This is a genomic window from Actinoalloteichus fjordicus, from assembly GCF_001941625.1.
Lineage (GTDB): Bacteria > Actinomycetota > Actinomycetes > Mycobacteriales > Pseudonocardiaceae > Actinoalloteichus_A > Actinoalloteichus_A fjordicus.
Window position 1 is genome coordinate 3,516,768 of sequence record NZ_CP016076.1, and the last position, 23,111, is coordinate 3,539,878.

Genomic DNA, 23,111 nt, shown 5'->3' on the forward strand with positions numbered 1-23,111 from the left:
CACCGGCGGACCGGCGGACCGGCGGACCGAGCCCGCCGAGCCGTCACCGACATCGCCGCCGTCACCCGACGCGACCTGCTGCGCTGGGCCGCCGACCCCGCACCGGTCGTCATCAACCTGCTGTTCCCGATCATGCTCGTGCTGGTGTTCGGCTACCTGTTCGGCGGAGCGATGACCGTGCCCGGCGGCGGCGACTACCGCGAATTCCTCCTGCCGGGCATGTTCGCCATGACCATGCTCTTCGGCCTGGAGTCCACCGTGCTGGCCGTCACCGCCGACACCGCACGCGGCGTCACCGACCGGTTCCGCTCCCTGCCGATCGCCTCGTCCGCCGTGCTCGGCGGCCGCGCCGTCGCCGACGTGATCGACTCGACGCTCCGGCTGGTCGTCGTCCTGCTCTGCGGCCTGGTCGTCGGCTGGCGGTGGCACGACGGACTCGGTGCCGCCGCCGCCGCGGTGGCCCTGCTCCTGCTGCTGCGGTTCGCCTTCATCTGGGTCGGCGTGTATCTGGGTTTGCTGCTCAAGACCCCCGAGTCGGCCGCCATGGTGCAGATCCTCGTCTGGCCGGTGGGGTTCCTCTCCAACGCCTTCGTCGCCCCGGAGACCATGCCCGCACCACTGGCGCTCATCGCCGAGTGGAACCCGATGTCGGCCACCGCCGCCGCCGCGCGGGAACGGTTCGGCAATCCGGGCTGGGGCGAGCAGTCCTGGGCCGCCCAACACGCCGTGGCCATGGCCGTCGGCTGGCCCGTGCTGCTGTCGGCGGTCTTCATCCCACTGTCCCTACGCCGCTACCGACACCTGAGCCGATGAAACACCCACCGCCGCACCAGGGCCGGTTCGGACCCGGTTCCCCCGACGTCGACCGCGACACCCGCCGCCCCTCGCACCGGGGCAGGATCGTCTCGCAGGCCAACCCGTACCGCTGTGTCGTCTCCCCGCGACTCCTTCTCCCCGCCCTTGAACCGTCCGCCTCGACAAGGAGCGTGATGCCGTGCCTGCCGCCGCACCCGAGACACCGAACCCGTGGGCGAGCCCGGTCGCGTTCGTCGCCGCCGACCCGCCCCGCGCGGGCAGACTCGCCGTCCGCACCGCCCCGGACCCGACCGCTCCTCCTGACCTCGCCACCGCGCCCGACCAGACCCCGCCCGCACCCGCCGTCGGCCTGCCCGGCCAGACCCCCTGGGCACTGCTCGACCCGGTCGACGGCGCCGTGCACGTCCGCACCGTCGCCGTCCACTGGATCGACATCGGCGACGCCCTCACCCTCCTGGGCGACACCGAACGCCCGACCCACCCGGCCGCCGTGTTCTGGCGGTCGGCCCTACGGCTCGCACTGCACCTGATCGCCAGGGGCAGACTGCTGCCCGGCCTGTCCCCCGGCGACCTCGACGCCTGGCGGGTCGGCCCGCTGGACGCCGACGACGCCGAGCAGATCACCGCACTGGCCGAGGCCATGCCCCCCGAAGCCCACGCCGTCCCCCTCCCCTCGACCGGTGCCGACCCGAACCTGCTACCCGACCCCCGCACGCTGGTGCGGGCCTTCCTCGACGCCGTGGCCGACACCCTGCCCCGCAGCCCGGCCGCCGCCGACGCCACCGGCACACCCGCCTTCGCCGCCGCCCCGCCCCGCCGACTGCCCGCACTGCGCGGCTGGGCCGAGGAGATCGCCGCAGGCGCCGACTCCGGGGTGCGGATCTCCCTGCGCCTGGACACCGAGGACCCCGTCGAGGACTGGGCCGACGTCGGGCCCGGCTCCTTCCGGGTCGTCGTGCAACTCCACAGCCTCGCCGACCCCACCCGCGTCATCGACGCCGCCGCCTGCTGGGCCGCGACCGACGCCGTCCCCACCGGCTTCGACGGCCGCACCCGCGTCGACGCCGTCCTGGCGATCCGTCGCGCCGCACTGCACTGGGAACCGCTGGGCAGGCTGCTGTCGCAGACCGTGCCCGCCGAGACGGCGATCACCGACGACGAGGTGTTCGACCTCCTCGGCTCCGCAGCCCGCAGGCTGGCCGCCGCCGGAGTGGACGTGCACCTGCCGCGCGCCCTCGGCCGTGACCTGACCACCCGACTGGTCGCGGGCGGCGGGTCCACGGCCCCCGACACCACCGCCCACTTCGACGACCTCCAGCCGCTGCACCTGGACTGGCAGCTGGCCCTGGGCGGCCACCCCCTCACCGACGCCGAACGCGACCTCCTCGCCGAAGCCCACCGCCCCGTGGTCCGCCTCCGCGACCAGTGGCTGCTCGTCGACCCCGACCTCCTCGACCGCGCCCGACGCACCCACACTCCCCCGCTGCCCGCCGTCGACGCCCTACGCCTCGCCCTGGCCGGACACACCGTCGTCGACGGCACCGACGTCGAAGTCGTCGCCGTCGACGCCCTGGAGACCCTCCGCACCAGGATCGCCGACCCCGAACACGACACGGAGCCCGTCCCCGCTCCCGCCGCCCTGGCCGCGACCCTGCGGGACTACCAACTCCGGGGCCTGCGCTGGCTGGACCGGATGACCTCCCTCGGCCTGGGCTGCTGCCTGGCCGACGACATGGGCCTGGGCAAGACGATCACCGTGATCGCCCTGCACCTGCACCGCCGAACCCGCCACCCCGACACCGGACCGACCCTCGTGGTGTGCCCCGCGTCGCTGCTGGGCAACTGGGAACGCGAGATCACCCGCTTCGCCCCCCACACCCCGGTGCGCCGCTTCCACGGCGGCACCCGCACCCTCGACGACGTCACCGACGGCATCGTCCTGACCACCTACGCCACCATGCGCCTGGACACCACCGCCCTGTCCACCGTCACCTGGGGACTCCTCGTCGCCGACGAGGCCCAACACGTCAAGAACCACCGCTCCCGCACCGCCACGGCACTCCGCCGCATCCCCACGCGCGCCCGCGTCGCCCTCACCGGCACCCCGGTGGAGAACAACCTCACCGAACTGTGGGCGATCCTGGACTGGACCACCCCCGGCCTGCTCGGGACGCTGCCCTCATTCCGCCGCGACACCGCCGCATTGCACCGCCCGCCGACCCCCGGCCCCGACGCACCCCGCGACCAGGCCGCACACCGCCTGGCCCGACTCGTGCGCCCCTTCCTGCTACGCCGACACAAATCCGACCCCGGCATCGCCCCGGAACTGCCCGCCAAGACCGAGACCGACCACCCGGCGCCCCTCACCACCGAACAGACAGGCCTGTACGAAGCCGTCGTCCGCGAGACCCTGCACCGCATCGCCTCAGCCGAGGCGATGCACCGCCGAGGCCTCATCCTCGGCCTGCTCACCGCCCTCAAACAGATCTGCAACCACCCCGCCCAGTACCTCAAGGAGACCCGACCCCGGCTGCACAACCGATCCGGAAAGCTCGCCGTCCTCGACGAACTCGTCGACGCCATCACCGCCGCCGACGGTTCAGTCCTCGTCTTCACCCAGTACGTCGCGATGGCACGACTGCTCCGCGACCACCTCACCGGCCGAGGCATCCCGGTGCAGCTCCTGCACGGCGGCACCCCCGTCGACCGACGAGAAGAACAGATCCGCCGCTTCCAGGACGGCGAGGTGCCGGTGTTCCTACTGTCACTGAAGGCCGCAGGCACCGGCCTCAACCTCACCCGCGCCGACCACGTCGTGCACTACGACCGGTGGTGGAACCCCGCCGTGGAGGCCCAGGCCACCGACCGCGCCCACCGCATCGGCCAGACCCGCCCCGTCCAGGTGCACCGACTCATCGCCGAAGGCACCCTCGAAGACCGGATCGCCGCGATGCTGGCGGCCAAACGCGACCTGGCCGACGCCGTGCTCACCACCGGAGAACAGGCACTCACCGAACTCACCGACAGCGAACTGGCCGAGGCGATCGAACTGAGGAGCCGACCGTGACACCCCGTCGAGCCGAACCCGCACTGGGCTTCCCCCCGTTCCCGCCCGGCCGCATCAGAAGAACCCGCACCTGGTGGGGCACCGCCTGGACGAAGGCCATGGAGGACACCTCACTGGACGTCGACCAGCTGCGCCGAGGCCGCCGCCACGCCATCGGCGGCCGCGTCGAGTCGATCACCGTCAGCCCCGGCAGGCTGGCCGCCCTCGTCCACGACACCGACGGCAGCACCCACCACAGCGTCGTCCACCTGGAACAGCTCAGCGACCGCGACTGGGACCGGTTCCTCGACCAGGTCGCCGTCACCGCCGGACACGTCGCCGCCCTGGTGGACCGGGACATGCCCCGAGAACTGGTGGACGTTGCCGACGACGCGGGCGTCCGCCTGCTGCCCGGACCGGGTGACCTCGAGCCGGAATGCGACTGTGTGGGCTTCGAACACCCGTGCCGCCACGCCGCCGCCCTGTCCTATCAGGCAGGCTGGCTCGTGGACGCCGATCCGTTCGTGCTGTTCCTGCTGCGTGGCCGGGAACGAGCCGAACTGCTCGACGAACTCCAGACCCGCACCGCCACAGAACCCCGACCCGCCGACCGGCACAGCCGACCCGACCCGACCGCACCGCCGCCCGGCGGAGTCCCCGCCGCCCAGTCCTACGCCCGCCCGGTGTCCCGGATGCCACCACCACCGCCCCCGATCCGGGACAACCCGCCCACGCCGATGTTCGGCTCGGCCCCCGGCATCCCCCCGGCGGCCCTGACCTTCCTCGCCGCCGACGCCGCCCACCGCGCCGCCGCCCTGCTCACCGCCACGACCCCGCCTCCGGCACTGGATCGACGCACCGACGCAATCCGACTCGCCGCCACCTACGACGATCCCGCGCTGCACACCCGACTGAACGCCACCACCGAGGACCCCGCCGCGTTCGCCACGGCGGTCCGCGCCTGGCAGCTCGGCGGACCCGCCGGACTGGCCGCATTGGAGACGGTGTGGACGCCCACCGCCGCGCAGGCCGCCCGCGCGCGGGACGCCCTCACCGCCTACCGCGACGAGGAACGCCCCGGTCACGTTCCCGAGCTGCGAGCCTGGCGCAACCGGTGGACCGCCGACGACCGGGGCCTGCAGCTGCGGCTGGGCCGAGACGACCGGTGGTACCCCTTCCACCGGGTCGGCGACTCCTGGCAGCCTGCGGCCGCACCCGGCACCGACCCGACGGCGGCGCTGGCGGACCTCCTCGCAGGCTGACCGGCGCGCGGACCGCCTCGCCCGCAGGGGACCGCCTGCCCCCCGCGCGCGGCGCGGTCCGACGGCACCGGCCACGAGCGAACCTTGATCCGTCTCCTGCGACGTCATCGCCCGGCTGCGGCACGGAGGCGTGGCGGTCCGGTGCCGGTTCTCCCGCTCGGGGAGCGAACCCTGCCCGTGGCCGCCCGCCGGTGAGCCGCCGTCCCCCGCTGCACGGCGCGCGACCTCGCCCGAGCACGGCCCGCCCACCGAGGTCGACGGCCGAGGTCGCCCGCCGAGCCGCGTGCCTCAGTCCCGTGCCGAACGCCGATACCGCAGGAACACCACACCGGAGCCGAACACGCGGGTGTCCGCCAACTGCAGGGACAACGGCGCGGGCAGCGTCGGGAAGTACGGCGTGCCGCCGCCCAGGATCACGGGATGGACGAACAGACGGAACTCGTCGATCAGGTCCTCGCGCAGGAAGCTCGCCGCGATGCCCGCACCGCCCAGATCCATATCGCCGCCCGGCAGCGCCTTGAGCCGCGCCACCTCCCCGGCAAGGTCGTCACGGACGAGCGTGCTGTTGTGCTCGACCTTCTCCAAGGTCCGGGAGAACACGACCTTCGGCGTGGCCAGCCAGATCCGGGCGAAGTCGGCTTCCTGACTGCTCGCCGTCGGGTCATCGACGACCGAGGGCCAGTAGCCTGCCATGTCCTGGTACAGGCGACGCCCGTACAGCGAGGTGTCCACGCCACGAGCCTGCTCGTTGTGGAACTCGTGCAGCTCGGCGTCGGGAAGACTCCAGGAGATGTCGCCGTCGGCGGACTCCATGAATCCGTCCAACGAGACCGACAACGAATAGACAACGTCGCGCATTTCTCATCCTTCCCAGCTGTGTAGGCGATACCCGGCACCGTGCCGGACTCTGAGACAGACCGGCGAGACGGCCGAAACTCACCGCGGTGGCGATGGTGTTCCTCGTCTCCTCGACACTCACCGTCGCACTCGAGACCCGACCGGGCCCCTCGGCCGCCGCGCCGGTACCGCTCGACGCCACCGCCGCCGACCAGGCCGCCCGCCGCGTCATGATCTTGTCGCGGCCACGGATCAAGCCTCCGGTAGGGTGGGGCGCCGCAGGTCGTGGACACGCCAGAGAAGGAGGTGCGAGTCATTACCACCAGATCAGGTCGGGTGCTCCCACCTCGCCGCCGGGCGGTCCACCCGGCGTAGCCGAGGTGAGCGACGCCCGTCGTCATCGGCGAAAGGCTCACTCCCATGTCGGCTTCCCTCCTCACCCGTTCCGCGATCACCACCCGACTTCGCGCCGCAGGATGCGTCTTCGCCGAAGACGAGGCCGGACTGCTCGTCTCGGCAGCCGCCACCGCCGCCGAACTGACCGACATGGTGGAACAGCGGGCCGCCGGACTGCCACTGGAACACGTCCTGGGCTGGGCGGAGTTCCACGGCCTGCGCATCGCGGTGGACCCCGGCGTGTTCGTCCCCCGCCGACGCACCGAGTTCCTCGTCGGCCAGGCCGTCACAGTCGCCCGCACCGCCGCCCACCACACACCAGGCCCGGCGGCGCCGAGCCCACCGGCGACCGTCGTGGTGGACCTGTGCTGCGGCTCGGGCGCGGTGGGCGCCGCCCTGCTGAGCGTGCTGGACCACGTCGACCTGCACGCGGTGGACGTGGAGCCCGCCGCAGTGGCCTGCGCCCGCCGCAACGTCGCCCAGGCTGGCGGCGGCCGAGTCCACCAGGGCGACCTGTACGCACCGCTGCCCGCGACACTGCGCGGCCGCGTCGACGTCCTGGTCGCCAACGTCCCCTACGTCCCCACCGAAGAGTTCGACCTGCTGCCGCCCGAGGCCCGCCTCCACGAGCCCCGGACGGCCCTGGACGGCGGCGCCGACGGACTCGACGTCCTGCGACGGGTGGCCGCCGCCGCCCCGCACTGGCTGGCACCACGCGGCGCCCTGCTGGTCGAGACGAGCCAACGGCAGGCACCCAGCGCCGTCGCCGCCTTCGCCGACCACGGCCTGATCCCCGAGGTCACGACCTCCGACGACCTCCACGCCACGGTCGTCATCGGACGACCGAGATCGTCATGACCGCAAGCCCAGTCGCCGACACCCCCGTGGATTCGCCCCGCCCGACCCGCCGCCCACACCCCGGACCCCGGAATGAATCAGCCGGGGCGGCGCCTGCTCGTGATGATCGAGTCGAGATTGGTGCGAGTCGCTGCCAGCTCACCGATCGCCTCGTCGATCCGATCACGCTGCTGCACCAGCCCGTCGACCAGCTCCGGGCAGTCCGGCGTCAACAGCCCGCCGTCGTCGACGATGCACGGCAGCACCTCCACGATCTGCGCCGTGCTCAGACCGGCCGCGAGCAGAACCCTGATCCGCCCCACCAGCGCGACATCCTCAGCGCGATAGACGCGATAACCGCTCGGACGGCGCTCGGGAGCCAGCAGACCCTGCTCCTCGTAATACCGCAATGCGCGCTCACTGACGCCCGCGCGCCGCGCCAACTCCCCGATCCGCATCACCACTCCAGGGTTGACTCTCACGTTGACGTGAAGGTTTAGCTTAGCCGGCATGACCTCCGTGACAGTCCTCGGACTCGGCCCCATGGGACACGCCCTGGCCGCAGCCTGCACCGCCGCCGACCACCCCACCACCGTGTGGAACCGCACCCCGGGCCGAGGAGCCGACCTCGACGCCGACGTCGCCGACACCGCCGCCGAGGCGACCACCGCCAGCCCGCTCGTCCTCGTGTGTGTGCGCGACTACACGGTGGCGCAGTCGATCCTCGACGTCGACGCCCTGCGGGGCCGCACCCTGGTCAACCTCAGCGGTGGCGCCCCCCGAGAGGCCCGTGCACTGGCCGCCTGGGCCCGAGAACACGACATCGACTACCTCGACGCCGTGATCATGGCCACCCCCGACGCCATCGGCACCCCCGACGCCGCACTGTTCTTCAGCGGCCCGCAGGACGTCTACGCCAAACACCAGGCCGTCCTCACCGCCCTCGGCGAGAACGGGATCTACCTCGGTGACGACGCCGGCCGGGCCGCCGGGTTCGACGCGGCCCTGCAAGACCTGTTCTGGACGGCCATGAGCGGCATCGTCCACACCTTCGCCCTCGCCACCGCAGAAGGCATCAAGCCCGCCGACATCGCGGAACACGCCAAGGCGATGGTCGGGATGTTCCCCGACCTGATCGACCAGGTCGCCGACCAGGTCACCACCGGCCGCTTCCCCGGCGACGACGCCGCCATCACCACTGCGGCAGCGGCCATGGACCACATCCTCGACACCGTGCGGTCCCACGACCTGGACAACGGCGTGCTCAGCGCCGCCCGCGCCGAGGTACAACAGGCCATCGACGCCGGACACGGATCATCGGGCTACGCCCGGCTCGCCACCCGCTAGACCCGACACCCCCAACGCGCCCCCGACACCGGCCGTCGTGTCGTGATCCACCCACCGACCCCGCGGACACCCGCCCGTGTGCCGGCGTCTCGACGACGTCACACGGGCCGACCGCACGGACGACGTCACTCACACCGGCGGCCCGCGCAGACCTCCAGGCCCGCCTCGGCGACGACGAAGAAGAGACATCAGACCCGGCGCAGCGCCCCGCCAGACGACAGCACGTCAGAACGACACACCGTCGGGCAGCAGAACCCCCCGCTGCACCGGCATCTCCACCGGACCCGCATAGGCAGGCGCCGCCGCCCACACCCGAGTCTGCGCCTCCGCACGGCACGCCGCCTCGTCGACGGTGACCTGGGAGAACAACCGGTAGGCCTCGGTGATCACCCGACCGCTCACCCCCGGCGTCGAATCCCCGACCAGCATCAGCCCGGTCCCCAACCGAGGACAGAACGCCAAGAACGTCGTACACCCCCGCGTGCCGCCGCTGTGCAGGAACACCGTCTCCCCCGACGCGTTGACCCGCCGCGTCCAGTCCAGACACGACTCGTCACCCCCACGCGCCCGACCATGCGGCTCATGAGTACGCCACAACGCCCGCTCCAACACCGTGCGATGCGGCCGCAGATGCGCGTCCAGATACCGCAGCAGATCCCCCGGCGTGGCACGCAGAACCCCGGCCGCCGCCAACACCCCCATCCGCCACGGCGGCACCCGCCTGCCCCCACGATGCCCCACCGCACTGAGCAGCTCCGGCCGGTCCCGCTCATCGACACACGTCTGCAGCAGACCCAACGGCAGACACACCCGCTCGATCACCAGCTGCCGAAAGTCCTGCCGCACCGCCCGCCCCAACAACACCCCGAGCAGACCCATCCCCAGATTCGAATAACGACAGGTCACCCCCGGCGTCCCCCGAGGAGTCAACCGACACAACGCGGCATGAAGATCCGCCAACCCGTACCCGGCGTACGGATTGGTGCTCCACGCCGACGCCGCCCGCCGATACAGATTGGCAGGCAGCCGAGGCAACGCGGCGGTGTGCGACGCCAACTGCCCGAGAGTGATCGCCGCCGTCGCAGGACGCAACCGCCCGGCATCAGGAAGATACGCACTGATCGGATCGTCGAACCCCACCTCACCGCGCTCCACCATGTCGGCGAACAGCACCCCCGTGAAGGTCTTGGTCACCGAGCCCAGCTCGAACAACGTCCGCGCGTCCACCGGCGGACGCCCCTCCCGGTCCAGCACGCCATGACACACCACCGACCGCCGGCCCCGGACCACCGTGCCGACCACCAACGCCCCACCCTGAAACGACCGCCGCAACACCGGCAGAGCCGCAGCAAGCCGTTCAGCAGGCCGAGGCGTCACAGCGCACCGACCCGCGTCGGGGCCGCAGGCACCTCCGCCAACGCCGCCATGCCCCGCGACACCAGCAGCGTCCCGGCGATCGCCGCCACCACCGTCGGGTGATAGAAGTTCCGAAACGCCTCCGCCATCGACTCCGGCGCAGGCACCGCACCATACGGAAGCAGCCCGTCCTCCCGCTGCGCCCCGGCCAGCGCCACCCACGCGGCCACCGGATAACTCGGCGCCTCCAGACACAGGTCCACCATCAACAGCTCACCGACCAGATCCCACTGCTCGGCCTCCCGGTACACCTCCACCCACGCGGGCAGCCACCGATGCAGATAGTTCTGCAACGGACTCGGCAGCTCCTTCGGGTGCGCACCCCAGTCGGTCAGATGGAACACCGTATGCGTCACCGCATAGGCAGTCATGAAGTCCACCGTCCACGGCTCCGACCGGCCGCCCAACCACGTCCGCGCCGTCAACTCCACCCGATCCAACGTCTCCGGCAGACCGATCACCCGCTGAGCAGCGGCGATCGCCAGCAACCGATTAGGCACCTGCTCGATCACCCGAGTGAACCGCAACCCCGCCAGATGAACCAGCAGCTCGTCCAGCTCCGCATTCCGCCTGCCCGCCCGCACGAACGGCGCATAGGTCTCCAACGGATAGGTCTCCGCCGAACTCCGACGCTGCAACTCCAACAGCACCCGACCAGAGTCGAACTCACTCCACGCGAAGTCGATCAACTCCGGAGCGATCTGCGCCTCCCTGGTGCCCGTCACCGACTCCCGCACCGCCAACGACCCCGCCAACGCCAACTCACACAGCGGCTTCATCGACTCGCCGATGTCGATCTCGCTCACCGGCCCCCGAGGAATCCGAAAATGAGGACCGGCCGCGCTCAACCAGCCCAAGGCGGCACCCGCCACGTGATGGCCCAGCGCCACCAACTCCTTGTTCATCGTCGGCTCCCCTCCAGCATCCGACCCGCCACCACCACGTCCAGCGACACCCTCGGATCACCACCGGCCACCAGCTCCAGATGACGCAACACCGCAGACAGCGACAACTCCGACCCCGCACCATCCCCCGCCGCCAGCCACCGCGCCAACCGAGCCGCCGTCCGATGATCACGCCGCAGCATCGACCGCGTCACGCCACGTTCCAGATCCGCGGAGAACCGACGGGCATCCTCATGCAACGGGCAGTACACGCCGGGCAACGCCAACGTGGACAACCGGGCCATCACCGAACACCACGACACCCACCCCGGCTGCCTGCCGAACCCGGCCCCGACCTCCACCGGCCAGGACACCTCCAACCCCGCCACACCCAACGAGGTCAACGCCCTGGCAGCCAGCCAGTCCCGCACCTTCGGGATCGCAGGCAGCTCCCGATCCACGCTCAACACCGGAAACGCCCGAACACTCGCAAGCACCAGCTCCACATCGGCACGACTCGGCCGACGCCCACCCAGCAGATGCGGCGCCATCGCATCCATCCCCAGCACCCGGATCGCCGCCAGCCCACCGCCGTCCTCCGACGACACCACCAACTCACTGAGCGTGAACGCGTCGTCCGGGCCCCGCAGGGCCCGGACGACGCTCTCAGCCAGTGCGTCCGTCAACGCCGTCAGGCGCACACGGGGTGACGGCTCCATCTCAAGCTGAGACACCGTTTCGGCTTCCTCTCCCCTCGGCGGTCCCTGTCAGCTGCGCGGCGCCGTCGGTTCCTTCGGCACGCCGTGGGACAGAGCCAGGAGGAGACCCAGCAGCAGAAGCCCCGCCGCCTTCGGCTCGAACAGCGGCGGGTCGGCGACCTGAAGTTCTACTTCCTCCATCAGCTCGGTCACCGCCCGAATCTCTTCGGCACTGGGGGCGATCGGTGTCCTGGTGGTGTCGAACGTCCGCATCGTTCCTCCTCGAAAACTTCCCGGCCCACAGGTTTTGTGGATGGAGTCACGTTAGACACCGATCCGAGATCAAAGAAAGCACCGGAGAACGAGGTGCACGGAATTGATGAATGTCATTTAACGAAAACATCACTGCAGGTCAGAGGATCAACTACGCCACGGAGATCGCCAACTGGCGACCGGTTGCCGAGAAGTTCCTGTTCGCCAGGAACACGACGTCCGCCGATCCCCACGACCCCGCCGACGACGAAAGATCCAGCCCCGCATTCCCTAGGCCGAGGACGCCGAACCACCCCCCGAGCCAATTGCGACTCACCGTCACTGAATTGCCGGAGAAGCGGCAGCCTTACCACCCTAAAGAATGAGATTACGAGAGCGGCGAGATGCGCGCAGTCGCCGACCCGCCCCATGCTGGATCATGAGACGGTGACCGACCACCCCACCACGCTGCCCGAAGACCGCCTCCCCGCCCCCGTCCAGACCGCCCTCCGCCACCGAACAGACCGCAGCGTCCTGGTCGACCACCGCGCCCTCGCCACCGTCCGAGCCCGCTTCGACACCGAACAGGCCGACGCCCTCACCCGCTACCTCGAAGCCTCCCAGTCACCCAACACCCTGCGCGCCTACCGCACCGACTGGGTCGCCTGGTCCGCCTGGTGCACCCGCGAGAACCGACAGGCACTCCCCGCCGACCCCGTCGACCTCGCCGTCTACCTCGCCCTCGCCGCCGACACCCGCCGCGACGGCACCGACCCGCCCCGTTGGGCCTTCAGCCCAGCCACCCTGGACCGCAAGGCCGCCGCCATCGCCGCCGTCCACGCCGCCAACGGCCTGCCCTCCCCCACCCGCGCCGACGTCGTCCGACTCACCCTCCGCGGCATCCGCCGCGCCCGCCGCGCCAGACCCGCCCGCAAACGCCCCATACTCCTGCACACCCTCGAAGCACTCCTCGCCGAACGACCCCCCGCGACCTGGCCCGGCGGCGTCACCCGCCGCCGCGACGCCCTCCTCCTGCTCGTCGGCTTCGCAGGCGCCCTCCGCCGCAGCGAACTCGCCGCCCTCACCTTCGCCGACATCGCCACCGAGACCGACCCCGCCACCGGCGAACCCCTACTCATCGTCCACCTCGGCGTCACCAAGACCGACACCACCGCCACCGCACACCACCAGGTCGTCCTCCCCCGAGGAGCCCGACCACACACCTGCCCCGTCTGCGCCTTCGCCGACTGGACCGAACTCGTCGAGACCCACCGACGCGGCGGCCAGGACGCCGTCCGAACCCTCCTCGACACCCCCGGCCCCGACGACCGCGTACACCGCTGCCACCGCTTCACCCCCGCCACCGCCCTGCACGACCTCGCAACCCCCCTGCTGCCCGCCGTCAACCGCCACGGCGGAGTCGCCGACCGCCCCCTGTCCGGCCGAGCAGTGTCCGAACTGGTCAAACGCTATGCACTCCGCGCAGGCCTCGACCCCAACCTGTTCGGCGGCCACTCCCTCCGCGCAGGCTTCGCCACCCAGGCAGCCCTCGGCGGAGCAGGCGACCGCGAGATCATGCGCCAAGGACGCTGGTCGAACCCCCGCACCGTGCACCGCTACATCCGCGTCGCCAACCCCCTCGACGACAACGCCGTCACCCGCCTCGGGCTCTGACAACCACGAAGACCCCACACCACCAGCGCCGTGACCACCGGGAGACACTCCCCGCAGGCGGGTCCGTGGCACTCTCCGACGCCGCGCCCAGCGGGCGACGGACCCGCCCGCCGACACGACGCTCAGGCTCCCCACGAACCGCCGCGACACCTCAGGCGCCCACCACCGCGCCCCGGAACGTCATCCGGTACGCCGTCGGCGAGACCCCCACCACGGCCTGCAGGTGCTGCCGCATCGACGTCGCCGTCCCGAAGCCCGAGGCCGAGGCGATCTGATCCACCGACAGGTCCGTCTCCTCCAACAGCCGCCGCGCGGCCTCCACCCGCTGCTGAGTCAGCCACTGCACCGGCGAGATCCCCACCTCCTCCCGGAACCGCCGGGTGAACGTCCGCACACTCATCGACCCCTGAGCCGCCAACTCCCGCAACGTCAACGGCCGATCCAACCGCTCCAACGCCCACGTACGAGCCGGACCGGTCGACGAGGACCGCGACGGGGGAACCGGCCTGCGAATGAACTGCGCCTGCCCGCCCTCGCGATGCGGCGACACCACCGTTCCCCTGGCGACCTCGTTGGACACCGCGGCACCGTGATCACAGCGGATCATGTACAGGCACAGATCGATCCCCGAGGCCACCCCGGCCGCCGTCAGGACGCCGTCGTCATCGGTGTAGAGAACGTCAGGATCCAACTCCACCGCAGGGAACATCTCCCGGAACATGTCACACGACCGCCAATGCGTCGTCGCCCGCCGACCGTCGAGCAGACCCGCCGCCGCCAGCACGAACGAACCCGTGCAGATCGACGCGATCCGCGTGCCCGGCCGGACGCTCGCCAACGCCGCCGCCAGCGGAGCACTGATCCGGCCGCCCTCGGCAGGCCCGTAATCCTCGTCCGAAGCAGGAACGACCACCGTGTCGGCCGCCGCCAGCACCGAGGCGTCCCGCGTGACGGCGATGGTGAAATCGGCATCCGTTCGAACATCACCCGGTACGACAGCGCAGGTCACGACCTCGTACAGGCGCTCACCCTCGGCTGAGACGGCCTGCCCGAACAGTCGATGGACGATCCCCAGCTCCATCGACAACAGACCCGGACGCACCAACACGGCGACCAGGTGCCGAGCGGGATGGCTCACGCGTTGCATGGCCCGATTCTTTCACATGATGGCCAACAGGCCACTCGTCTCGCCGGGCCCGCAGCGGCAGAGTCGCTGTCGTGACCACGGCGGCGCCGCTGTCGCAGTCACGGCGCCAGCCCCGGGCCCGCTCATGCGGGCCGGAATGCCACCGGTCCCGACGACGACAGGAGACGAGTCCATGAAGGTGCTGTGGATCTTCGCCCACCCCGAACCCCGGTCCCTCAACGGCGCACTCCGCGACGAGGGACTCCGCACCCTCACCGCACTCGGACATGAACACCGCCAGTCCGACCTCTACGCCATGGGCTGGAACCCCGTCGTCGACGCCGCCGACTTCGATCACGACCCGACCAGCCGACTCGTCGTAGGCTCCACCTCCCGGCGGGCCTTCGAGAATCGAACACTCAGCGCCGACATCCGCCTCGAACAGGAGAAACTCGACTGGGCCGACGCCGTCATCGTGCACTTCCCGCTCTGGTGGTACGGCATGCCCGCGATCCTCAAGGGCTGGTTCGACCGGGTCTTCGTCAAGGGCTTCGCCTACGGAGTCCGCGAGCCAGGGCCCGACGGCCGCACCCTCCGGTACGGCGAGGGCAGGATGGCAGGCAAGCGAGCGATGATCATCACCAGCGCAGGCTCCGGCGAGGCCGCCCTCGGCCCTCGCGGCGTCAACGGCGATCTCGACGAACTCCTGTTCCCGATCCAGCACGGCACGCTCTGGTACACCGGCCTGTCGGTGCTGCCGCCGCTGGCCGTCTACGGGGCGGATCGTCTTCCCGACGCGGAGTACGCCGATGCCGCAGCCGAGCTGCGGGAACGCCTCCGCACCTTGGCTACGGCCACGCCGATCCCGTTCCGCCGCCAGAACCACGGCGACTACGACAACGGTGTCCTGCGTCCCGATCTGGCAGCGGGACGCCGAGGGCTGAGCGTGCACCAGACGACGTGACGTCGTTCCTTCTTCCCTGGCCTGACATCGCCCATGTCAGGCCAGGGAAGAACGACGTCACGGGTGCGGCTCGGTGGGTCTGGGCGGTTTTTGGTTTGTTGTTTATTGAGTATTGCCTTTAGTTGACACTGAAGTGATAGATAATTTCGAGTTAAAGCAGGTCGAACAGCCTCGGCCTGCTAGCTCGGCGCCGGGGATTCCGGGCATGGACCGAACCCGGTGCTCAGCGCGCGGATTCTCACTCGGAGGTTCCCCGATGCCGAGGCAGTGCCCTCGACACCTCAGTCGGACAGGACCTTGTCGATCTCCTCCAGTTCGGCGGCCCCAGGAATCCAACCCCGGGACGCGGCGTTGACCTCGACCTGCTCCGGGGTGGTCGCACCGGCGATCACCGAGGGCACGTCCGGCTGGGCCAGGAGCCAGCCGATCGCCAGTTCGATGACGGAACGCCGGTGTCGAGCGGCGACGTCAAGCAGACGATCCACTCTGGCGAGGTTCTCCGCGCTCGCCAGCTGTGCGAACCCGGGAACGACCGCCAGCCGCGACCCCTCGGGGAGATCGTCGCGTCCGTTGTACTTCCCGGTCAGCAGTCCCGAGGCCAGGGGGAAATAGGGCACGACGCCCAGCCCCGCCCGACGGGCGGCAGGCACGACCTGCTCCTCCACCTCCCGCGCCAGCAGGTTCCACTCCATCTGCACGCCTCGTAACGGGAAGCCGTCATGATGGGCCGCCGCCGCCACGGTCGCGTCGATCCGCGCGGCGTCGACGTTGGCGAGGGCGAAATGCAGTACCTTTCCTGCGGCGAACAGCGCCTGAAACGCCTCCAGCATCTCCTCCACCGGCGCTTGCGGGTCCGGGGCGTGCTGGTAGTAGACGTCGATGCGGTCCGTTCCCAGTCTGCGCAGGCTCCGTTCGGCCGCGTCGGTGATCCATGCGGACAGCTCTCCCGATCGGTAGGTGTCCGCCGGTTCACGCCACCGGTACTTGGTCGCGATCACCGCATCGTCACGGCGTGCACCCAGGGCCGCGCCGAGATACTCCTCGGACGTGCCGCCGCCATACACCTCGGCGGTGTCGAAGTGGTTGATGCCCAGGTCCAGGGCGGTGCCGACGACAGCGGCCGCCTGTCCGGCGTCGATCTTCGTCCCGAAGTTGTTGCACCCCAATCCCACTTCCGAGACCAGGGGGCCGGATACTCCGAGCGCGCGAAAATCCATTCATCAACCTTTCCTCGTGAGAGAGCGATGCCTCGATCGCCCTGTGCAGCGCAACATCGCTCACACGCCCTGGCACACTGCGTCAGGGGGCGGACGGGGTCCCGATCGGTGTGGACCGGACCCTGCTGGTCTTCGACGTCGCACCGCTGATCGGCCGTCAACGTGCCAGTTGATCATAACCCGCTCCCGTTGTAGCAGGCGTGGAGCTCCGTCGTCAGGTTCGACTCCTGAGGACCCGAACCGAGCGAAATCCGAGACGGTGCCCGACCGCTTCACAACGCACCGTTGAGCGCCCTTCCGGATCGATCCTGATCAACTGTCAGCGGCCCGTCGCGCCGAACGCCACGGTGGTAGTGATCGAGCCGCACGTGGCAGCCATCGCGATCGATCTGCTCATGCTGAGGTGCTTCGGCGGCAGGGAACGGACCGGCCGGGCTGACCGAAGACTGCTCCGCAGCGCGGTTCCTCTGGCATCGGGACGAACTGTGCTGGACCTGGACGGGCGACTGGAGCTTGGGCGGAGTGCCCGAGAACGAGACCTGTGTCCCTACCGGACCGGGGGAACATCCTTGCTGAGCACGTCGATGGCGTGCTGTCGGTGCTCCGCGAAGAGCCGCACCGCGGTCACGGCGTCTCCGGTGCGCAGGGCCGCCACGAGGTCGGCGTGCTCGCCGGGAAGGTGCTCCAGATAGCCGACGCTGTTGGCACGGATCCGATTGATCAGGAAGAGGTGCACCTGGCAGCGGATGGCCTCCCACGCCTGGTGCACGCGGCGATGACCGCTTGCGAGGTAGATCGCGTCGTGGAAGGCGATGTCACAGGCTGCCATCTCGTATTCGTCCTCGGCGCGCTCCATGCGACGCGCGGCAGCCTCGACGGCCGCCAGATCGTCCTGGCTCGCCTCTCGGGCCACCAGCCCCACCGCCAGGTTCTCCAGTGCACCGCGCAGGCTGTCGAGCTCGGCGATGTCGTCGGCGGAGAGCTCGGTGACGGTGGCACCGCGATGCCAGGCGCTGCGCACCAACCCTTCGGCCTCCAGGCGCATCAACGCCTCGCGCACCGGGCCCCGACTCACCTCCAGTTCGGCGGACAGGTTCGCCTCTCGCAGCTGAGTTCCGGGCGGATAGGAGCCGTCGAAGATCGCGTCGCGCACCCGGTCGGCAACTTCGTCGGCCAGGCCCCTGCGGCGTGCGGGCGCCACCCGTGTCGGTTCACTCATCGCATTCCACCCTCCTCAATGTCCTAATGTTAACATTAGGACATTGAGGGTCAGGCTGGCCCGTGCCCAAGCGACACCGAGAAGACAAGGAGCATCCGACGATGACCGTGCTCGACTCGCCGATCCCCCGCTTCCACCTGGCCATGCCGGTGGACGATCTGGACGCTGCCCGCCACTTCTACGGCGAAGTGCTGGGCCTGAACCAGGGACGTTCCAGCGACACCTGGATCGACTGGGATCTGCAGGGCCACCAGTTCGTGACCCACCTCGCCCCCGAACGGCAGAAGCGCATCCACAACCCCGTCGACGGCCACGACGTGCCGGTCCCCCACTTCGGGCTGATCCTGACCGTGGCCAGGTTCCAAGAGCTCGCCGAGCGCCTCCGAGCCGCGAACACCGACTTCGTCATCGAGCCCTATGTCCGTTTCCAAGGCCGACCCGGGGAGCAGTGGACGATGTTCCTGCTCGACCCGGCAGGCAACGCCCTGGAGTTCAAGGCCTTCGCCGACGACTCCCAGGTGTTCGCAGCGTGAGCCGACTTCGGCGGAGGCCGGGGCTGTCCACTCGCACCAAGCGGAGGAGTCGATCATGAAGGTGTTCCAGATCGGTGCTGCCGGGGGCGTAGGCAGGCGGCTGGCCTGCCTGCTCGTTCAGCGCGGAGACCAGGTCAGCGGCATGTACCGTCGGCCAGAGCAGGCCGACACCGTGCATGACTCCGGCGCCGCGCCGATCGCAGGGGACCTGATCTCCGACACGGTCGAACAACTGGCCGAGAAGATGATCGGCCACGACGCGGTGGCCTTCTCCGCCAGAGCTCACGGCACCGACATGGACCAGACCACCGCCATCGACGGTACGGGTTTGCAGAAGGCCGCCCAGGCCGCCGAGCACGCCGGGGCGAAGCGGTTCGTCCTGGTCTCCGTGTTCCCCGAGGCGCTGCGCGGGGCCGCAGAGCCCTCTGCGGGGTTCGAGCACTACGCCGCCGCGAAGAAGGAGGCAGACGCCTACCTGGCTGGCACCGGGTTGGACTGGGTGATCGTTCGTCCGGGCACGTTGACCCACGAACAGGGCACCGGCCTGGTCACCGCCGGACCTGCCGTCGTCTATGGCGACGTGCCCCGTGATGACGTGGCCGCATTCATCGCCGGGGCCCTGTCCGAACCCGAGGTGAATCGCCAGATCGTGGAGTTGACCCGTGGCGAGGACCGATCGGGCGGGCCGTGAGCAGGCTGGCCGATCAGCCTCGCGCCTGAGAGCCTGTTTCTGATCCTCCTCCGTCGTACGCGGTGATCAGCGTGGCTGAGCTGCCAGACGGAGGAGAGAGCCATGGTGACCGACGACAACGCCGCAGATCGCCACGCCGGCCCCGCGCAACAGGAAGCGGGGATCGAGAACGCGCGCTAAGAGGTGATCCCGGCCGGACCGCCGCTCAGGCCGTCCGGCCGGGAACCACTGCATCCACGCTTCGAGCGAGCAGCACGGCCGACAGCAGCCCGGGGAAACGCTCTTCCAGGTCTTCGGTGCGCAATCGGCTCATGCGGGAAGTGCCCTCGTAGTACTGACGGATGATCCCGGCCTCCCGCAGTACCCGGAAGTGATGGGTCGATGTCGACTTGCTCACCGGAAGCTCGAAGGCGATGCAGGCCATGTCGTCGTGGCCCTGCCCCAGGTCGTGCACGATGCGCAGCCGGATCGGGTCGGCCAGCGCGCTGAGCACGTCCTCCAGGCTGATCTGAGCGGTCTCGGGGTGCTCCAGCTGTCGCCCCTGGGTAGCGCGGGCGGTCTTGTCCATGCTCCGACCTCCTTCCCTGCGGCTCACCTCACAATGTACGAGCACTGTCGTAGTTTGACAAGCAGCGTAGTACGACACGTACCGTACAAAGGGTCGGTCCCCGACTGGCACCTCAGACCGTCTATACGAAGGAACGATTGTGAGCACCCTGTTCACCCCGCTGACGCTGCGGGGACTGGTGATTCCCAACCGGGCCTGGATGTCCCCGATGTGCATGGACTCCGCAGACGCCCAAGGCCCCGACACTGGCGCGCCGACCGACTTCCACCTGGCGTACCTGGCCGACCGCGCGGCCGGTGGCCTCGGCATGGTCATGGTCGAGGCCACCGGAGTGTGCCCCGACGGCCGGATCAGCCCGTGGGACCTGGGCCTGTGGAACGACCGCCAGCAGGACGCGTTCGCGCGCATCACCGCAGCCATCCGCGCCCACGGCTCGGTACCTGCCATCCAGCTCGCGCACGCCGGCCGCAAGGCCTCGGTCGACAAGCCCTGGCTCGGCAACCGGCCCGTCACTCCGGCTGACGGCGGATGGACCACGGTCGGCCCCGGCGACGAGCCCTTCCACGACCACCCCGCGCCCACCGCACTGACCGTCGATGAGATCCAGCAGCTCGTGCGCGACTTCCGTGCATCGGCGAAGCGGGCACTCGCCGCCGGGTTCCAGATCGTGGAGGTGCACGGCGCCCACGGCTACCTGCTCAACTCCTTCCTCTCCCCCGCCACCAACCACCGCACCGACGCCTACGGCGGCAGCGTGGAGGACCGCATGCGGTTCCCGCTGGAGGTCGTCGACGCCGTACGCGAGGTCTGGCCTGAGCACCTCCCGGTGTTCTTCCGCACCTCCGCGACGGACTGGCTCTCCGAGAACCAGGACGATGCCAGGGAGGGCTGGACCGGCGAGGACACGGTGCGACTCGCCAAGGAGCTCCAGGCCAGGGGCGTGGACCTGCTCGACGTGTCCACCGGCGGCCTGGTCCACGACGCCGCCATCCCTGCCGCGCCCGGCTACCAGGTCCCCTTCGCCGAACAGGTGCGTCAGGAGACCGGCATGCCCACCGCTGCGGTGGGCCTGATCCTGGAACCCGCCCAGGCCGAGGAGATCCTGTCCTCCGGTCGCAGCGACGCCGTGTTCCTGGGGCGACAGCTCCTCCGCGAGCCCTACTGGGCACACCGCGCCGCCGAGGAACTGGGCAAGGACTCCTCCTGGCCCGAGCAGTACGGCTACGCGGTCAGGCGCAGCAAGCAACAGGACTGACACTGCTTAAGTGCCCACCATGAGCAACGGACAGGGCAAGACCGTCATCATCACCGGCTCCTCGTCGGGATCGGCGCGGCCGCCGCCAGGGCGCCTGCCGCCACCCTGCGCCCTGGACGGCATCGCCGTGTCCGCGCGCAGGCCCGGTAGGTCCCTGAATCCGCACCGTTGGAATCGGGCCGACGTCGGTGAGCGGGGGCCTGCCCGTGACCACTGCGGCACGACCCCCGCAACACCGGCTGCGGACAGAAATTCGGGCTCACATCCGGTCGCATTGCGCGTCGTCGGGCTTGCGGCCGTCAGCCCGGCGAACGACAAGCCTGTCCGGGACATGCTCATGCCTCCGGACAGGCATGGTCGCCTTTCCCGCGACGGGACCCGCCTCGCCGACCTGGTGGATCGACGGCACGCACGCAGATCCAGAACGGTCGCCCCCGCTGAGGCGTCTGGTGCGGCCGGTTCGTCGGCAGGCAGGCGCGCTGACGTCATCGCTGCGCCGCGTCTTCCTGGCGGGGTTTGTTTTTGTGTTTCGGATGGATTCTTTTCAATTGACACTGAAACAATGGAGGTAATCGTAACCGGAAGGCGCGTGGATATCACGTATCGCAGCAGGCCCGGTCACGGACCGGTGGAGCCGCCGATCACGGCGTCGGTCTCCTCGCCGACCTTCTTGTCCGCGCGTTCGGCGGGCAGCAGGGCGGAGAGGTCTCCGTTGTTGTCGTTCACCCTGATCACGAACGGCCGCAGGGCCGTGTAACGCACGACGCTCAGTGACGCTGGATCGACCACGATGCGCTGGAAGCCGTCCAGATGGGTGCACAGCGCATCGGCGAGGATCGCCTTGATCACGTCCCCATGGCTGCACGCCAGCCACACCGCGTCGGCGCCGTGTTCCGCGGTGATCCTCCTGTCGTGCTCCCGGATCGCCTCGACGGCTCTGGTCTGCACCTGGGCGAGCCCTTCCCCTTCCGGGAACACCGCGGCCGAGGGGTGCTGCTGCACGACCGACCAGAGGTCATCCTTCGCGAGGTCGGTGAGCGATCGTCCGGTCCAGGCCCCGTAGTCGACCTCGGCCAGCCGGGGTTCGATGATCGGCTCGACGTCCCGGTCGCCGAGCAACGGCCGCAGCGTGTCCTGGCAGCGCTGCAACGGAGACGTGACCACCCCGACCAGCGGGACGTCCGCGAGTCTGGCGACCAACTCGGTGGCCTGACCTGCACCGACCTCGTGCAGCCCGACACCGGGGGTCCGGCCCGCGAGCACACCCGCCCCGTTCGCGGTGGACCGGGCGTGCCGAAGCAGGATCACAGTGGCCATGACACAAGCCTACTGACGCGCCGGTTCTCCCGACGGGTCCGGCAGGCCCGCGCGGTCCGACCTCCCTGGCTACGCAGGCCCGTGCGCACGGCCAAGACGCCGTCGGCAGGCCGCGCCGGAGCAGGTGTGCAGCCCCGACCGCTGTCGATCAGTCGGCGTCGCCGACGGTGCCGCTCTCGTAGACGCCGATGGTCCGGACGACCACGGCGCGTTCTTCGGGAGACAACGGCTCGAACGCCGCCCGCCAGGCGTCGGCGCCGCCGGCGAGCCAGCCCTCGATCGCCGAACGGGTCTCCTCGTCCTCGGTGATCGAGACGATCGTGCGCCTGCCGTCGTCGGGGTCGGCACGCCGTTGGAGCACGCCCTGCTTCGTCAGGTCGCTGACCATCAGGCTGACCGTCGTCGGAGCGACCTCCAGGCAGGCGGCGAGCCGACTGACCGGAGTCGGGCCGTCGAACAACAGGTACGACAGCAATGAGAGGTGCCGAGGGGCGAGGTTGAAGGACCGGAGTCGCTCGGGGACGCTGATTCGCTTGAGCCGCGCCGCGACCCTGGGCATCAGCAACAGCATGGCCCGGATCGCGTCGTCCGAGCTCAGGCCGGGGTCTGCGGGCTGCTCCGTCGACATCCGGCGTCCTGTCCTCCTGTGCGCGACGTCTGTTCGGGTCGGCCCACGCTACCGGACCGGCGAGGACATTCCGTGCTGCTGATCATCGTGACCGCCGCACGCCGTGCCGACTGCCGACGCCACTGCGA

At 70.2% G+C, this 23,111-nt stretch carries 22 protein-coding genes; 10 read left to right on the forward strand and 12 right to left on the reverse strand.

What is annotated here, in order from left to right; all coding sequences use genetic code 11:
- Positions 1-111 precede the first annotated feature (111 nt).
- From UA74_RS15585 to UA74_RS15595, 3 genes are all read left to right on the forward strand, one after another.
- Positions 112-813, forward strand: coding sequence for an ABC transporter permease (locus tag UA74_RS15585; RefSeq protein WP_404799993.1), 702 nt, complete (start codon positions 112-114; stop codon positions 811-813).
- Positions 814-1,249: 436 nt separating this feature from the next.
- Complete coding sequence (locus UA74_RS15590) at positions 1,250-3,883, forward strand: DEAD/DEAH box helicase (RefSeq protein WP_232237846.1); 2,634 nt, start codon at positions 1,250-1,252, stop codon at positions 3,881-3,883.
- Positions 3,880-5,124 (forward strand): SWIM zinc finger family protein, encoded by a 1,245-nt coding sequence (locus UA74_RS15595; protein ID WP_157442228.1) that lies wholly within the window; start codon positions 3,880-3,882, stop codon positions 5,122-5,124. Before UA74_RS15590 ends, UA74_RS15595 begins: the two co-directional genes overlap by 4 nt.
- A 288-nt stretch (positions 5,125-5,412) precedes the next feature.
- Here the strand turns inward: UA74_RS15595 and UA74_RS15600 are convergent, their stop codons facing one another.
- Entirely contained in the window at positions 5,413-5,982 is a 570-nt protein-coding gene (locus tag UA74_RS15600) for a dihydrofolate reductase family protein (protein ID WP_075740932.1), read from the reverse strand.
- Positions 5,983-6,381: 399 nt separating this feature from the next.
- On the opposite strand from UA74_RS15600, the gene UA74_RS15605 reads away from it, so the two are divergent.
- Positions 6,382-7,215: a putative protein N(5)-glutamine methyltransferase gene (locus tag UA74_RS15605; RefSeq protein ID WP_075764603.1), complete on the forward strand. Its 834-nt coding sequence runs from the start codon at positions 6,382-6,384 to the stop codon at positions 7,213-7,215.
- A gap of 77 nt (positions 7,216-7,292) precedes the next feature.
- Here the strand turns inward: UA74_RS15605 and UA74_RS15610 are convergent, their stop codons facing one another.
- A complete protein-coding gene (locus tag UA74_RS15610; RefSeq protein WP_075766157.1) occupies positions 7,293-7,652 on the reverse strand; it encodes a MerR family transcriptional regulator in 360 nt (119 codons plus the stop codon).
- A 52-nt stretch (positions 7,653-7,704) separates the two neighbouring features.
- Here UA74_RS15610 and UA74_RS15615 point away from each other — a divergent pair, with 52 nt between their 5' ends.
- Positions 7,705-8,541 (forward strand): NAD(P)-dependent oxidoreductase, encoded by an 837-nt coding sequence (locus tag UA74_RS15615; RefSeq protein WP_075764605.1) that lies wholly within the window; start codon positions 7,705-7,707, stop codon positions 8,539-8,541.
- Between the two features lie 225 nt (positions 8,542-8,766).
- On the opposite strand, the gene UA74_RS15620 is transcribed toward UA74_RS15615, so the two are convergent.
- The 4 genes from UA74_RS15620 to UA74_RS15635 form a co-directional block, all read right to left on the reverse strand.
- Complete coding sequence (locus UA74_RS15620) at positions 8,767-9,843, reverse strand: serine hydrolase domain-containing protein (RefSeq protein ID WP_075740936.1); 1,077 nt, start codon at positions 9,841-9,843, stop codon at positions 8,767-8,769.
- A 71-nt stretch (positions 9,844-9,914) separates the two neighbouring features.
- Positions 9,915-10,862, reverse strand: a complete 948-nt coding sequence (locus UA74_RS32855) for a DUF6895 family protein (RefSeq protein WP_075764607.1) — start codon at positions 10,860-10,862, stop codon at positions 9,915-9,917.
- Positions 10,859-11,575, reverse strand: a complete 717-nt coding sequence (locus tag UA74_RS15630; protein ID WP_157434215.1) for a hypothetical protein — start codon at positions 11,573-11,575, stop codon at positions 10,859-10,861. The genes UA74_RS32855 and UA74_RS15630 overlap by 4 nt, the downstream gene beginning before the upstream one ends.
- A 33-nt stretch (positions 11,576-11,608) precedes the next feature.
- A complete protein-coding gene (locus UA74_RS15635) occupies positions 11,609-11,812 on the reverse strand; it encodes a hypothetical protein (protein ID WP_075740939.1) in 204 nt (67 codons plus the stop codon).
- Positions 11,813-12,238: 426 nt separating this feature from the next.
- Here UA74_RS15635 and UA74_RS15640 point away from each other — a divergent pair, with 426 nt between their 5' ends.
- Positions 12,239-13,465, forward strand: a complete 1,227-nt coding sequence (locus tag UA74_RS15640) for a site-specific integrase (protein ID WP_232237781.1) — start codon at positions 12,239-12,241, stop codon at positions 13,463-13,465.
- Positions 13,466-13,616: 151 nt separating this feature from the next.
- Here UA74_RS15640 and UA74_RS15645 read toward each other — a convergent pair whose 3' ends face one another.
- Complete coding sequence (locus UA74_RS15645; RefSeq protein ID WP_075764611.1) at positions 13,617-14,612, reverse strand: GlxA family transcriptional regulator; 996 nt, start codon at positions 14,610-14,612, stop codon at positions 13,617-13,619.
- A gap of 172 nt (positions 14,613-14,784) precedes the next feature.
- Here UA74_RS15645 and UA74_RS15650 point away from each other — a divergent pair, with 172 nt between their 5' ends.
- Complete coding sequence (locus UA74_RS15650; protein ID WP_075764613.1) at positions 14,785-15,555, forward strand: NAD(P)H-dependent oxidoreductase; 771 nt, start codon at positions 14,785-14,787, stop codon at positions 15,553-15,555.
- 281 nt (positions 15,556-15,836) lie between these two features.
- Here the strand turns inward: UA74_RS15650 and UA74_RS15655 are convergent, their stop codons facing one another.
- Complete coding sequence (locus tag UA74_RS15655) at positions 15,837-16,772, reverse strand: aldo/keto reductase (RefSeq protein ID WP_075740943.1); 936 nt, start codon at positions 16,770-16,772, stop codon at positions 15,837-15,839.
- A 547-nt stretch (positions 16,773-17,319) separates the two neighbouring features.
- Positions 17,320-17,991, reverse strand: coding sequence for a GntR family transcriptional regulator (locus tag UA74_RS15660; RefSeq protein ID WP_075740944.1), 672 nt, complete (start codon positions 17,989-17,991; stop codon positions 17,320-17,322).
- A 101-nt stretch (positions 17,992-18,092) separates the two neighbouring features.
- Between UA74_RS15660 and UA74_RS15665 the strand changes: the two genes are divergently transcribed.
- Together UA74_RS15665 and UA74_RS15670 are read left to right on the forward strand one after the other, a co-directional pair.
- Positions 18,093-18,524 carry a VOC family protein gene (locus UA74_RS15665; protein ID WP_075743875.1) on the forward strand — a complete coding sequence of 144 codons (432 nt, stop codon included), beginning with the start codon at positions 18,093-18,095 and terminating at the stop codon, positions 18,522-18,524.
- 55 nt (positions 18,525-18,579) lie between these two features.
- Entirely contained in the window at positions 18,580-19,215 is a 636-nt protein-coding gene (locus UA74_RS15670; protein WP_075764615.1) for an NAD(P)H-binding protein, read from the forward strand.
- Between the two features lie 205 nt (positions 19,216-19,420).
- Here UA74_RS15670 and UA74_RS15675 read toward each other — a convergent pair whose 3' ends face one another.
- Positions 19,421-19,783: an ArsR/SmtB family transcription factor gene (locus tag UA74_RS15675; RefSeq protein ID WP_075740946.1), complete on the reverse strand. Its 363-nt coding sequence runs from the start codon at positions 19,781-19,783 to the stop codon at positions 19,421-19,423.
- A gap of 139 nt (positions 19,784-19,922) precedes the next feature.
- On the opposite strand from UA74_RS15675, the gene UA74_RS15680 reads away from it, so the two are divergent.
- Positions 19,923-21,038 (forward strand): NADH:flavin oxidoreductase/NADH oxidase, encoded by a 1,116-nt coding sequence (locus tag UA74_RS15680; protein WP_075764617.1) that lies wholly within the window; start codon positions 19,923-19,925, stop codon positions 21,036-21,038.
- Positions 21,039-21,656: 618 nt separating this feature from the next.
- Here UA74_RS15680 and UA74_RS15685 read toward each other — a convergent pair.
- Together UA74_RS15685 and UA74_RS15690 are read right to left on the reverse strand one after the other, a co-directional pair.
- The gene (locus tag UA74_RS15685) at positions 21,657-22,355 is read right to left on the reverse strand and encodes a histidine phosphatase family protein (protein WP_075764619.1); all 699 of its coding nucleotides are present in this window, start codon (positions 22,353-22,355) and stop codon (positions 21,657-21,659) included.
- A 148-nt stretch (positions 22,356-22,503) separates the two neighbouring features.
- Positions 22,504-22,983 (reverse strand): MarR family winged helix-turn-helix transcriptional regulator, encoded by a 480-nt coding sequence (locus UA74_RS15690; RefSeq protein WP_075764621.1) that lies wholly within the window; start codon positions 22,981-22,983, stop codon positions 22,504-22,506.
- Between the last annotated feature and the right edge of the window lie 128 nt (positions 22,984-23,111).